Annotated in this window: 10 protein-coding genes; 5 read left to right on the top strand and 5 right to left on the bottom strand. The window is 44.5% G+C overall.

The window, feature by feature from the left end; translation table 11 throughout:
- Positions 1 to 226: 226 nt before the first annotated feature.
- Positions 227 to 526 (bottom strand): hypothetical protein, encoded by a 300-nt coding sequence (locus ACED46_RS05670; RefSeq protein ID WP_017060414.1) that lies wholly within the window; start codon positions 524 to 526, stop codon positions 227 to 229.
- Between the two features lie 206 nt (positions 527 to 732).
- On the opposite strand from ACED46_RS05670, the gene ACED46_RS05665 reads away from it, so the two are divergent.
- Both ACED46_RS05665 and ACED46_RS05660 read left to right on the top strand, forming a co-directional pair.
- Complete coding sequence (locus ACED46_RS05665; protein ID WP_371721057.1) at positions 733 to 2136, top strand: PLP-dependent aminotransferase family protein; 1404 nt, start codon at positions 733 to 735, stop codon at positions 2134 to 2136.
- Between the two features lie 127 nt (positions 2137 to 2263).
- Complete coding sequence (locus ACED46_RS05660) at positions 2264 to 2470, top strand: hypothetical protein (protein WP_004734707.1); 207 nt, start codon at positions 2264 to 2266, stop codon at positions 2468 to 2470.
- Between the two features lie 88 nt (positions 2471 to 2558).
- Here ACED46_RS05660 and asnS read toward each other — a convergent pair whose 3' ends face one another.
- Complete coding sequence (gene asnS / locus ACED46_RS05655) at positions 2559 to 3959, bottom strand: asparagine--tRNA ligase (RefSeq protein ID WP_017060416.1); 1401 nt, start codon at positions 3957 to 3959, stop codon at positions 2559 to 2561.
- A 558-nt stretch (positions 3960 to 4517) separates the two neighbouring features.
- Between asnS and ACED46_RS05650 the strand changes: the two genes are divergently transcribed.
- Positions 4518 to 6008: a SulP family inorganic anion transporter gene (locus ACED46_RS05650; RefSeq protein WP_371721056.1), complete on the top strand. Its 1491-nt coding sequence runs from the start codon at positions 4518 to 4520 to the stop codon at positions 6006 to 6008.
- 122 nt (positions 6009 to 6130) lie between these two features.
- Here the strand turns inward: ACED46_RS05650 and ACED46_RS05645 are convergent, their stop codons facing one another.
- Positions 6131 to 7765 (bottom strand): methyl-accepting chemotaxis protein, encoded by a 1635-nt coding sequence (locus ACED46_RS05645; RefSeq protein WP_215515351.1) that lies wholly within the window; start codon positions 7763 to 7765, stop codon positions 6131 to 6133.
- Positions 7766 to 8266: 501 nt separating this feature from the next.
- On the opposite strand from ACED46_RS05645, the gene ACED46_RS05640 reads away from it, so the two are divergent.
- Both ACED46_RS05640 and ACED46_RS05635 read left to right on the top strand, forming a co-directional pair.
- On the top strand, positions 8267 to 8464 hold the full coding sequence (locus tag ACED46_RS05640) for a hypothetical protein (RefSeq protein ID WP_048611631.1): 198 nt from the start codon (positions 8267 to 8269) through the stop codon (positions 8462 to 8464).
- A gap of 81 nt (positions 8465 to 8545) precedes the next feature.
- Positions 8546 to 9688: an amino acid permease gene (locus ACED46_RS05635; RefSeq protein ID WP_371721063.1), complete on the top strand. Its 1143-nt coding sequence runs from the start codon at positions 8546 to 8548 to the stop codon at positions 9686 to 9688.
- 133 nt (positions 9689 to 9821) lie between these two features.
- On the opposite strand, the gene ACED46_RS05630 is transcribed toward ACED46_RS05635, so the two are convergent.
- Positions 9822 to 11183: an L-serine ammonia-lyase gene (locus ACED46_RS05630; protein ID WP_017060420.1), complete on the bottom strand. Its 1362-nt coding sequence runs from the start codon at positions 11181 to 11183 to the stop codon at positions 9822 to 9824.
- A 120-nt stretch (positions 11184 to 11303) separates the two neighbouring features.
- The gene (locus ACED46_RS05625; RefSeq protein ID WP_048609200.1) at positions 11304 to 12557 is read right to left on the bottom strand and encodes an aromatic amino acid transport family protein; all 1254 of its coding nucleotides are present in this window, start codon (positions 12555 to 12557) and stop codon (positions 11304 to 11306) included.
- Positions 12558 to 12785: the final 228 nt, after the last annotated feature.

Here is a 12785-nt window from a genome sequence, read left to right as displayed (position 1 = left end):
TTGCGAATGATTAGCATAAGTGACGTGAATAAGACCGGAAATTCTATCGATAGCTTTCGTGGATTGATACAAGAAACTGGTTTGTGTTAGAGATTTGTTAGCTAGGTGGGGGTTATTGCAGCATTTTTATGAAGATACTGAATAGCCTCGGTCGAGGTTCGAGGCTATTCAGTCTGTGTACTGGTTAGAATCGCGAGTGATTGAGTTTGCTATCTACTTTACCCCGTTACTTTTTGAGATTGATTTCAGCTTCGATTGAGCCGGTTTCAATCTCAGGGTGAGACGCTAGTTTGTCTGCAGCCCATTGGTTGATGTGTTTCAGAATAGCAGACACCGCGTGTTTTTCCGTTGGTGCTTGGTCTTGTTCGACATCGATCTTTTGCTTTGGATGTGAGCCTGTCGCATCTTCAGCAATATGGAGCCAATCTGGGTGCCAGTAATATGGCTGACCGCTCGGTGTTGTCCAACTGTGAACACCGTTTGACTCTCCTTTATAACTTAATTGGTCTGCTTCTATTTTTTTCATTGTTATCTCGCATGTTTTTGGGTTACATCAAATTATTGAGGTAGAAAGCCAACTTAGCTCCAAACTTAGCAAAGCTTACAAAGTTATCTGTGAACCATTTCACACTATTGTGGAAATTAGGTGCGATCATATGGATAGCAGCAATAGTTGTTGGCGTAAGTGATAAAATCACCGGCTCACAGAATTTCTCTAGGTAGTACAATTAGATGGCGCGTTATGAAGAGCTTGCAAAGGATATTCGAACTCAGATAGCCAACAATACGTGGCGATCCGGAGAGAAGATCCCTTCGGTACGCATGAGTTGTCGAAATTACAACGTCAGCAATAGTACTGTCTTACAAGCCTACCAGTTGCTAGAAAGCGAAGGGTGGATCATCGCTAAACCTCAGTCGGGCTACTTTGTAGCGCCAAGGCTGGACGGCGTTGACTACGCACAGCCACTCGTTAGTGAAAAGAAAGCCATTAATGACCGCTTATTTGATTTCTTGAAGTCGAGTTCAGCCGAAGGTGTGATTCCTTTCGGCTCTGCATTCCCAGATCCCGACCTTTTCCCGTTACCTACCTTGACTCGAAACCTTGCCAGCGCGGGTAGGAAGATGACTGGCGCGAGTGTGATAAATAATTTACCACCGGGCAGTGAGTCCTTGAGAAGGCAAATCGCACAGCGTTATCTGCAGCAAGGGATCACGGTTAATCATCAAGACATCGTGATTACGTCGGGTGCTATGGAGGCGCTCAACTTGAGCCTGCAAACGGTCACCAAGTCGGGTGATAACGTCGTGATTGAGTCTCCCGCATTCTATGGTGCTCTGCAGGCTGTCGAGAGGCTCGGGCTTAACCCGATCGAAGTGGACGTTTGCCCAATCAATGGGTTGAATATAGAGCAGTTTGAAAACGCGCTACAAAACCAAGATGTTAAAGCGTGTTGGCTGATGACGACTTTTCAAAACCCAACGGGAACCAGTTTGTCGGAACAGGCAAAGCGCCGTGTGGTAGAGATTGCAGAACAGCATGGAACCTACATTATTGAAGATGACGTGTATGGCGATCTTTATTACGAAGGGCATAAGCCGAAGCCACTAAAGGCCTTCGATAAGACCGATTCCGTCTTGCTTTGTGGGTCGTATTCAAAAAGTTTGTGTCCTGGTTATCGAGTAGGGTGGGTTGTGAACACGCGTTTTAACGACGCGATTCAAAAGTTACAGCTTCTTTCTACGTTATCGAGTAGCGCTCCTGTTCAACTTGGTGTCGCTCATTTCTTAACGCATGAAAGCTACGACAATCACCTTCGTAAACTGCGTAAAAACCTTGTCGTCAGGAAAGAGCGATTTATCGATGTCATTAAGCAGTACTTTCCGCATTCAATCGAGATGGAAGAACCGGCTGGTGGCTACTTGGTATGGATTCGTTTCTCTGAAAAATTCGACAGCCAACAGTTTCATCAACTGGCTATCGAGCAAGGAATTAGCGTCGCATCTGGTGATCTTTTCAGTGAGCAGGGCAGAGTAGATAACGCGATACGATTGAACTTCTCTTATGAACTGACAGAAGAGAAAGAACAGGCGCTCATCTGGCTTGGCAAACTGGCACATCAACTTACGCACTCGTAAAACCTTAAGTCCCTCATAAAAAAGACAATCATTCCAACTGTACGGGTTGTTTGTGGTGTAACTGTACGCCTAATTGACCAAAGAGTTGTGATTCAATAACGGTAGACCAAATATTGGAGATACCGTTATGTTGAAAATGACTATGGGAAATGAAGTTAAGCTGATTATTGTCGCGATTGTGTGTGCGCTTCTGCTTATTCTCGGCCACGTACTGCTAGCAAAAGCGTTCGCTGATATGGCGTGGGCGGAATACACCACTGCGGCTATTCCGTTCGTTATGATGGCAATCTGCGGTCTCGCAATAAAATACGCTATCGACCAAGATGTTGATTAGTTTTTGAATAACTAGTCTCTGATGCTGATAAGCAGAAGCAGCCGTCGTTTTGTTTGTTCTTAACTTTTAATATCGAATAGGTTTCGAATTAGAAGTTTGCAGAGCGTGGTGTACGTGGGAATGGAATCACGTCACGAACGTTACCCATACCTGTTACGTAAGATACTAGACGCTCGAAACCAAGACCGAAACCAGCGTGTGGCACTGTACCGTATTTACGTAGGTCGCGGTACCAGCTCATGTGCTCAGGGTCGATACCCATAGCAATCATACGCTCGTCTAGAATGTCTAGACGCTCTTCACGTTGTGCACCACCGATGATTTCACCGATGCCTGGTGCAAGTACGTCCATTGCTGCAACTGTTTTGCCGTCGTCGTTTAAGCGCATGTAGAAAGCTTTGATGTCTTTCGGGTAGTTCTTAACAATAACAGGTGCTTTGAAGTGCTCTTCAGCTAGGTAACGCTCATGCTCAGAAGACATGTCGATGCCCCACTCAACGTCAAACTCAAATTTCTTACCAGAGTCTAGTAGGATTTGGATTGCGTCAGTGTAGTCAACTTGTGCGAAATCAGCGTCTACGAATTGCTCTAGACGAGTAATTGCTTGCTTGTCGATGCGAGAAGCGAAGAACTCAAGGTCATCGCGGCGCTCTTCAAGAACAGCAGCGAAAACGTACTTAAGCATGTCTTCAGCCAGTTTCGCTACATCGTTAAGGTCTGCAAACGCAACTTCAGGCTCAACCATCCAGAACTCAGCTAGGTGGCGGCTTGTGTTTGAGTTTTCAGCACGGAACGTAGGACCGAACGTGTAAACCTTGCTTAGTGCACAAGCATAAGCTTCAGCATTAAGTTGGCCAGATACTGTTAGGAACGTCTCTTTACCGAAAAAATCTTCGTTGAAGTCTACGTCGCCTTTTTCAGTGCGTGGTAGGTTTTCCATGTCTAGCGTAGAAACACGGAACATTTCACCAGCGCCTTCTGCATCAGATGCAGTGATAAGCGGAGCAGAAGTCCAGAAGAAGCCTTGCTCGTGGTAGAAACGGTGAATCGCTTGAGATAGACAGTTACGTACACGTGCTACTGCGCCAATCACGTTTGTACGTGGACGTAGGTGAGCAACTTCACGAAGGTATTCGATAGAGTGACGTGTCTTAGCCATTGGGTAAGTGTCAGCGTCTTCAACCCAGCCTACAACTTTAACGTCAGTTGCTGCTAGTTCGAAGTCTTGACCTTTCGCAGGAGACTCAACAATCTTACCCGTTACTTCAACAGAGCAGCCAGTTGTTAGCTTTAATACTTCGTTTTCGTAATTATTAAGATTATTAGGAACCACGGCCTGAATCGGGTCGAAACAAGAGCCGTCATAAATGGCAAGGAAAGAGATTCCAGCTTTGGAATCACGACGTGAACGGATCCAGCCGCGAACAGTTACTTCACTGTCTACCGCTAGCTTGCCGCCAAGTACGTCTGTTACAGGCGCGTAAGTCATGTTGATTTCATTCTCCATTGAGGGACAAATTCAACTCAAAGTCTCTGGCATTGCTGCAAATAAATATACATTTGCACAATAATTAGCCGAAACATTAAGTTGTATAAACTTTTTAAATCGATTGAACATATTACCTGTCATACCGACAGCTTCAACCTTTATTCTTGCTTGGTGAAAGAAATATTGTGTCTACTGACGATAAATAGGTTTGAGGGTGTGTTTTTTGTTCGATCTTAGCGTCAGCCTTACCTTTCACCCTATGTGAGCTGCTGAACGAGCATGGCGTAATCGAAACCTTTGTTTTCAATAATGGGAGTGTGATTGTGTTGAGACTCACTCTACATTGGCGCGGATTCAGTCATTTTGGACTTGATCACCTTCTTAATTTCCCACTAAAGCAACAAGAGGAGTTTAATATCTACGTGTTAATTACGCCGCCTTAACCCCTGCATTCTCTCTACACCCGCACTTTTCGAGCGCTCGCTCATTCAAGAAAAACAGTCGATCAAATTATGTCTCAACAAGGCAGAACTGGCTGTACAAGTAAAAGAGAATTACATGCTTAATTATTTAAAAAAACACTGGTTATCAAACGTTAAAGGAGATTCATTATCTGGGATTGTGGTTGCACTCGCATTGATCCCTGAAGCCATTGCATTTTCAATTATTGCAGGCGTCGACCCTAAAGTAGGGCTCTATGCCTCGTTCTGTATTTGTGTCGTCACTGCTTTGGTTGGCAGTCGTCCGGGAATGATTTCTGGTGCAACAGGCGCTATGGCGCTATTAATGGTCACCTTGGTGAGAGAGCACGGACTAGAATATCTACTCGCCGCTTCATTTCTAGCTGGTGTCATTCAAATCGCGGCTGGATACCTAAAGCTTGGTAATCTGATGAATTTCGTTTCCAAATCGGTGATTACTGGATTTGTTAACGCGCTCGCCATTCTAATTTTCATGGCCCAACTTCCTGAATTAATCAACGTCCCTTCAAGCGTTTACGTGTTAGTCGCTTTGGGTTTGGCGATCATTTATCTGCTTCCTTATTTCCCCAAGTTTGGTCGCGCAATACCTTCTCCACTGGTCGCGATTGTTACCCTGACAATCATTAGTTTGCTCTTCGGCTTAGATGTGAGAACGATTGGCGATATGGGCAAGCTTCCCGATTCACTGCCTGTGTTCTTGATTCCTAATATTCCATTCACGTTTGAGACGCTTGCAACCATCCTGCCATATTCGATTGCTCTGTCTCTGGTTGGCTTGTTGGAAACCTTGATGACAGCGACCATAGTCGATGACCTGACTGATACTGAAAGCAATAAAAACAATGAGTGTAAAGGGCAGGGCGTTGCGAACATCGTGGCTTCCCTTTTTGGTGGAATGGCGGGCTGCGCAATGATCGGTCAGTCGATCATTAACATCAAATCAGGTGGCTTAACCCGATTGTCCAGCATGATTGCTGGGGTGGTTTTGTTGCTAATGGTGGTGTTTGTTTCTGATTGGTTGAAGCTGATACCGATGGCCGCTTTAGTGTCTGTGATGATCATGGTTTCAATCGGCACGTTTTCATGGCGCTCTGTTGTTGAGCTTAAAGACCACACACTCCCAACCAATGTAACCATGTTAGCAACCGTGGCGGTGGTGGTGTTTACTCACAATCTCGCAATAGGTGTTGCGGTTGGCGTGGTGCTATCGGCTCTGTTTTATGCGCATGCTAGCAAATCCATGGTCTTTATATCCGATGAAGTCGTGACTAACGAAATGCACACTACCCACCGAGTAAAAGGCCATGTCTTCTTTGCTTCTTCAGATGCGTTTGTCGATCTATTTGATTATGACAATGCGACCTCTTTAGTGACCATCGATATTTCGGATGCGTCTTTCCTAGATAACACTTCAGTTGAAGCGCTTGATAAGGTCGTATTTAAGTTCCGTAAAAAGGGCGCTTATGTAGAAGTCGCAGGAATGGATACCGTGAGTGCGAATCTGATATTCAAACACGCGATGTACCACAAGCATAAAGATTTAACTGCGGTTTCCATTACGCACTAATCGTGGTTTAAGGTATTTTAAAAGCCTAAAAGCCTAAAAGCCTGAACTAGACATTGTTATGAAGATAAAGCGCTCATCATTGAGCGCTTTTTTGTTGATGTCGGTAGGGGAGTTCTAACGACCTATGACTGACCTTTGTCGTTGGTCTTTGAGTTCGATAAGGTGAATTGGTTGATAAGAGATTCAAGGTGATCAGACAGCTCTTCTAAATCATTACTGATTCCACGAGTTTCAGCCGCAGACTGCGATGTGTTGTCGGCGTGAGAAGTGATGGTTTCAACCTTTTGTTGAACATCTTCGGTCGCGTGTGTAGTGGATTGCGTCTGTTGTTGAATATTTTTCGCATGAGCCAGCACTTGTTTCATTTCTTCAACGACGCCGTTCATTTCAACAGACAGTGCGTCGATATCTGTTGAGCTTTGATGTGCTTGCTCGCAAACGCGATCGGCAGAAGTCAGCGACTCTTCACTGCCTTGCTGGAACTGATGAATGATTGACTCAATACTGCCAGTTGCCTCCGCCGTTCGTGATGCAAGATTTCGAACTTCATCTGCCACTACCGCGAAGCCCCGACCTTGCTCTCCCGCACGAGCCGCTTCAATCGCCGCATTTAAGGCTAGAAGATTGGTTTGGTCGGCAATGCCACGAATCACGCTCAATATTGAAGAGACCTCTCCGGTTTGCTCATTGAGTGTCAGTATCTTGTGTTTCACTTCTTCTATGCTACTGACTAGGTTCTTTATCTCACTACTTGCATCATGTGCTTGGTTCGCACTTTTACAGGCCACATCAGCGGTATGATTGATGAGTTCTGACGCGGTTAAAGTGGCTTGTTCTACATTGACTTGTTGCGCCTGTATCCCTTCGATATTGTTTTGTACTTCAGCGGTTTCGTTTTGTTGATCGCTGGCGGCTTGCTCGGTAATTTGTGCAACACTGGTCAGTTGGTTGGCAGACGCATTCAGTTTGTGCGAGGTGTCTTGTACCTTCTCTAAGCTGTCGGAAACCGTGCCCATGAACGAGTTGATGGAGTTAGCAAGCGTGCCAATTTCATCTTTGCTTTGCTCTGGCAGCCGAGTGGATAGGTTTTTATCACTGCTGACTTGGGTCATAAAGCGAGAGGTTTGTTGAAGCGGGCGAACGATTATCTTACGAATCAATCCCATAGTAAGAACGAATCCGGCAAAGGAGATCACCGCCATGATACCGATCGCTGTCATCGTTTGAGTATTGATCAGCGAGTTGACATGGCTAAGGTTATATTCAAGTCGAATTGCACCTAATACTTCCCCTTCTGGCGCCATATGACATGCCACACAATTGGTGCCGCGATAGTTCTCGCTCGACTTCATTGGCAGAGCAATAACCAAGCCTTTTCCCCAATCGGCAGAAAAGGGTTCGATAACGGTTTCACCCGCTAGCGCTCGTTTATCAATATCATCCATAGGTGTTTGGTTGTCATTGCCAGGCCCATATAACTTACTCACCGCATCAGCACGCAATACACGAACATTTTCAATGCCTTCTTGAGCTAACGCTTTCTGACGAAGGGTCTCTTTTTGTGCCATGGTGCCAGTGAGCATCATCATATTGAGGCTATCGAAATAGTTGCTCGCTTTATCGTGAAGCTGCTCACTTAACACTGAGTTTACAAGTTGCTTTTGTTGCGAATATTGGAAATAGGTCGATATTGCCAGCAAAAAGGTGAACACGATGGCGAGGGCCACTAGGATTTTAAAGGTGATTGTTGAGCGCATAAGGTGTTTGTTTTTATTAATTATAATGACGCAAATACTGTACTAGTAAGAATTCCTACCACCTATGGGGTATAACGAATTGTGTGACCACACTCCGGTTGTGGTTATGCTTCTGTGATGTAGCAAGTTTGTGCGGAACCTGGTGTTGAAATGGAACGCGCTTCAAGCTCCTCGCTGTTCTTAAAACAGACTGTTGTTTTGGGAAAATTGAAGTGCAGCATCGAGTTTTGATTGTGCTGATAATTAGAAAAGCCTAGGTTGTTAATTAGCTCGATGTATTTGTCCGCTTGTCTTTTATCAATAAAGACTATTGTTTTAGACGACTTAGTGGTCAATTTATATCCAAATGGTTGTTTTGTTCAATTTAATAGCAAAAATTGTGGTTATAGCGTTGTGTTTCGAGGCTCATTCGATAAGATGAAAAGACCTCTATGATAGAGGTAGGGCAGCAACGGATACGCTGCTTCAAATACTATGGAATGTGACTTATTGGACACATACATGAAATTCAAGATTACATCACCGATTATTGAACCTACGGAAGGTTCACCACATCAGTTAATGCTTACTCACGCTTCTCGTTTTACCTCTTTTAAGACAAGCTCCCCTTTGAACGCCCTGTTCGACAACGTCTCTGCACGCTTCTTTACCGCTTATCGCTCCTATTGTTATTCGTTTTATAACTTTATTTCTATCTGAACTCCTTTGTCATCCGCTCGATGAACGAAGACTCACATCTATAAAAACTAAACAAATAAGTTAAAAACAATGAATATTAAAATGATGGGTAGCTCCCTAATTATCGCTGGTACCGCTCTCGGTGCTGGTATGCTTGCGATCCCAATGGTATTAGCTCAATTCGGATTGCTTTACGGCACACTGCTTATGGTACTGATCTGTTTCGGTACGACTTACGCAGCATTACTACTTCTAGAAGCGACCATCAAAGCGGGTGGCGGTCTAGGATTAAACTCTATTGCCCGAAAAACCTTGGGTAAACAAGGTCAGTTGCTTACCAACGGCTTGCTATACGCGTTGTTGATTTGCCTATTAATGGCTTACATTCTGGGCGCAGGTGACTTGCTGAGTAAGTTACTGTCTAACTTTGGCGTCGAAATTACCGCGACTACCAGCCAAACCGTGTTTACCTTGCTTGCTGGCGCAGTAGTCGCAAGTGGTACTGGTGTGATTGATAAGCTCAATCGAGCATTGTTCTTCGTGATGCTTGCTAGTTTGTTTGCAACCATGGCCTTCTTAGCGCCGAGCATGACTCAAGAAAACTTGATGCAGGTAACCAGCCATGACCACGTTGACCTAATCAAAACCAGTGCCATCCTGTTTACGAGCTTTGGCTTTATGGTGGTGATTCCAACCTTGGTTTCTTACAACCACGAAGCGACAGACAAACAGCTGCGTAACATGGTGATCATCGGTTCTCTGATCCCATTAGTGTGTTACTTGTGTTGGTTGTTTGCGGTAGTGGGTAACTTGAGTGAAGAGCAATTCCGTAGCTTTGAGAACGTATCAGATTTGATGGCGGCGTTTGATGCTCAGTCTCCTTGGGTGGGTAACGTCTTGTCTACCTTCACTGGCTTGGCGTTGTTGACTTCTTTCTTTGGCGTAGCAATGGCGTTGTTCAACCAGAACAAAGACATGTTCAACCAAAATACAGCGGTAACGTACTGCATTAGCTTTATCTTGCCGTTGGCGGGTTCATTGCTTGCTGCAGACAAGTTCCTACAAGTGCTGAATTACGCAGGTATCATCTTGGTGTTCCTAGCGGTGTTTGTTCCTCTGGTGATGGTTCACAAGCAGCGCTTCATGAAAGTTGCTGATGACCGATACCGAGCAGAAGGTGGCAGCGCAATGATGTTGTTCTCACTGCTGTTTGGTTGCTTCCTGCTTATCTCACAAGTGATCTAGTTCTTTGGTCCATTATCTAAGATGCGAATCGAGCATCTTAGATATAAGTGGCCGGAATTCAGATACAAAAAAGGAACGCATCGGCGTTCCTTTTTATTATCTGCTGATTAAAAACAGATTGATTCAACGGCTATCAACAAACAACCTTAACAGCCAAACCACCTTGAGAAGTCTCACGGTATTTAGCGTTCATGTCTTTACCTGTTTCTAGCATTGTTTCGATAACTTTATCTAGAGAAACAGTAGGAGCAGAAGAACGACGAAGTGCCATACGAGTCGAGTTGATTGCTTTAACTGCAGCAATACCGTTACGCTCGATACATGGTACTTGTACTTGGCCAGCAACTGGGTCACATGTTAGACCTAGGTTGTGCTCCATGCCGATTTCTGCAGCCATACATACTTGCTCAGGGCTACCACCCATAAGCTCAGCAAGACCAGCAGCAGCCATAGAGCATGCCACACCAACTTCACCCTGACAGCCAACTTCAGCACCAGAGATTGAAGCGTTACGCTTGTAAAGACCACCGATCGCGCCAGAAGCTGCGAAGTAACGGATGTAATCTTTCTCTGTCACTGTTTGGATGAACTTATCGTAGTAAGCCAATACAGCAGGGATGATGCCACATGCGCCGTTTGTTGGTGCCGTAACTACACGGCCGCCAGCTGCATTTTCTTCGTTTACTGCGAAAGCAAACATGTTTACCCAGTCAACAACCGACATTGGATCATTGGTTGTTTTTTCTGAAGTCATTAGCTGTTGGCGAAGTGCTGCTGCACGGCGAGGAACACGTAGTGGACCAGGCAGGATACCTTCAGTATTCATACCGCGATCCATACACTCACGCATAGTTTTCCAGATGTTAGCGAAGTAAGTGCGAGACTCTTCGTCTGAGTGGAACGCTGCTTGGTTTTTCATAACCAGTGTACTGATAGAAAGACCGCTTTCTTTGCACTGATTAACCAGCTCTTCAGCTGTTGTGAATTCGTAAGGTGCTTTGATTGGGTTTTCTTCTTCTTTGCCGAAGTTCTCTTCGTCAACGATGAAACCGCCACCAATTGAGTAGTACGTTTTTGAGTATGCAACTTCGTCACCAACCCATGCATGAATGCTCATGCCGTTCTCGTGTAGAGAAAGGTTGCTAGTGTGGAAGTTCATACCGCCATCGCGTGGGAACGATACTGTATGACAGTGCATGCCAACAGGAAGGCGCTCAGTTTCTTCTACGCGAGCAATGAAGCCAGCAATAGAATCGATATCAACACGCTCAGGAGTATTGCCAGCAAGACCCATGATGATTGCGATATCTGTGTGGTGACCTTTCCCTGTCAGTGATAGTGATCCATATACGTCCACGGTGATTTTAGTGATGTCGCGCAATTTTCCCATTGAACGTAGGTCATCAATAAATTCTTTACCCGCTTTCATTGGTCCAACTGTGTGTGAGCTCGATGGACCAACACCGATTTTATAGATATCAAATACACTAATCATAGCGATTACCTCAAAAAGAGAGCCTCCCAAGGGGAGTAGGGAGGCTCATTTATTATCATTATATTTTTTGTCTAATCTCGCGATATAAGATGGATGCCATCTTATAAAAAGGGCTTGAGATTAAAGAGCGCCGTAGATTACAGAACTAATAGCCGCTAGACCACATAAAGCTGTAAAGATTTGCACAGGTGCTGAAGTTTTGTACTTAGCCATAGCTGGTACTTTCTGCATCGCGAACACAGGCATTAGGAACAGGATAGCTGCAATCATTGGAGCACCCATTGTTTCAATCATACCTAGGATACTTGGGTTAACTACTGCAACAATCCAAGTTGTAACAACGATGAACGCTAGAGATGCTTTTTCAATCTTAGAGATTGAAGAACCAGAGCGAGACTTGATTAGACCAACAAGACCTTCGTGAGCACCTAGGAAGTGACCGAAGTAGCTAGAAGTAATCGCTGCGAATGCTACAAGAGGACCCATGTAAGAGATAAGTGGAGACTCATGTACGTTTGCTAGGTAAGAAAGAACAGAGATGTTCTGTGCTTGCGCTGTTGCTAGTTGCTCTGGAGATAGAGAAAGCACTACAGAGAATACGAAGAACATTACAAAACCCATCAGCATCATTGCTGCGCCACCAGTGATCGCGTCAGTTTTCTTAACTGCGTCATCACCGTATACACGACGTTGCTCTTTAGAGAACTGTGAAATGATTGGGCTGTGGTTGAAAGAGAACACGATGATTGGAATAGCAAGCCAGATAATAGAAGGCATTGTTGACCATTCTGGGCTTACGTCCATCATTGAAGTGTTCCAATCAGGAACTAGGTAAAAAGATAGCGCTAGTAGGATGAATACTAGTGGGTAAACCATTGCTGAAGTTGCTTTAAGCATCAGCTCTTTACCGAATACAACACCTGCTGTCATAGCAAGGATAAGTGCACCAGAAAGAAGAGGACGTGGAATAGATTCCATACCCATTTGGTTTACTAGGAAAGAATCAACTGTGTTTGTGATACCAACACCGTAGATAAGAACGATCGGGTAGATAGCGAAGAAGTAAGCAAAAGTAATAATGTTTGCGCCAGTCTTACCGAAGTGCTCTTCAACTGTGTCTGTAATATCAGCTTCAGGGTTTTTAGCAGACAGTACGAAACGAGCTAGAGATTTGTGTGCGAACCAAGTCATTGGTGCCGCAATTAGAGCTAGGATAACTAATGGCCAAAAACCACCCGCACCAGCTTTGATTGGAAGGAATAGTACGCCAGCACCAACTGCTGTACCGAATAGTGATAAACACCAGGTAAAATCTTTATAGTTAAACTTGCTTGAATCTTTAACGGCATTTGCCGAAGAAGTTGTTGTGTTCATGTTAAATTACTCATTTTTTGGAACAGGAAATAAGTCGGGGCTAATTCTGCAGAATTTTCTTCTGCAAAAAATAGATCTAAATCATGTAATGAAACGGCGTGTCACATGATATGCGAAAAACGGACTTTTGATCACGAAAATAGCGTGCCACAGGTGATTTATGTTTATGCTTGGTATTACTTTTATTTATGCGAAAGGCGGATTGTATAGATTTATACCAGGGAAACG

Origin of the sequence: Vibrio sp. 1S139 (genome assembly GCF_041439475.1) — a bacterium.
GTDB classification, from domain to species: domain Bacteria; phylum Pseudomonadota; class Gammaproteobacteria; order Enterobacterales; family Vibrionaceae; genus Vibrio; species Vibrio crassostreae_C.
The sequence above is the reverse complement of the archived record's forward strand: the minus strand, read 5'-3'. Positions and strand labels throughout refer to the sequence as shown.

What these genes read in the sequence shown, in the direction of transcription:
- ACED46_RS05670 (WP_017060414.1), bottom strand. Translation starts at nt 526, where the DNA reads ATGAAAAAAATAGAAGCAGACCAATTAAGTTATAAAGGAGAGTCAAAC.
- ACED46_RS05665 (WP_371721057.1), top strand. Translation starts at nt 733, where the DNA reads ATGGCGCGTTATGAAGAGCTTGCAAAGGATATTCGAACTCAGATAGCC.
- ACED46_RS05660 (WP_004734707.1), top strand. Translation starts at nt 2,264, where the DNA reads ATGTTGAAAATGACTATGGGAAATGAAGTTAAGCTGATTATTGTCGCG.
- asnS (WP_017060416.1), bottom strand. Translation starts at nt 3,959, where the DNA reads ATGACTTACGCGCCTGTAACAGACGTACTTGGCGGCAAGCTAGCGGTA.
- ACED46_RS05650 (WP_371721056.1), top strand. Translation starts at nt 4,518, where the DNA reads ATGCTTAATTATTTAAAAAAACACTGGTTATCAAACGTTAAAGGAGAT.
- ACED46_RS05645 (WP_215515351.1), bottom strand. Translation starts at nt 7,765, where the DNA reads ATGCGCTCAACAATCACCTTTAAAATCCTAGTGGCCCTCGCCATCGTG.
- ACED46_RS05640 (WP_048611631.1), top strand. Translation starts at nt 8,267, where the DNA reads ATGAAATTCAAGATTACATCACCGATTATTGAACCTACGGAAGGTTCA.
- ACED46_RS05635 (WP_371721063.1), top strand. Translation starts at nt 8,546, where the DNA reads ATGATGGGTAGCTCCCTAATTATCGCTGGTACCGCTCTCGGTGCTGGT.
- ACED46_RS05630 (WP_017060420.1), bottom strand. Translation starts at nt 11,183, where the DNA reads ATGATTAGTGTATTTGATATCTATAAAATCGGTGTTGGTCCATCGAGC.
- ACED46_RS05625 (WP_048609200.1), bottom strand. Translation starts at nt 12,557, where the DNA reads ATGAACACAACAACTTCTTCGGCAAATGCCGTTAAAGATTCAAGCAAG.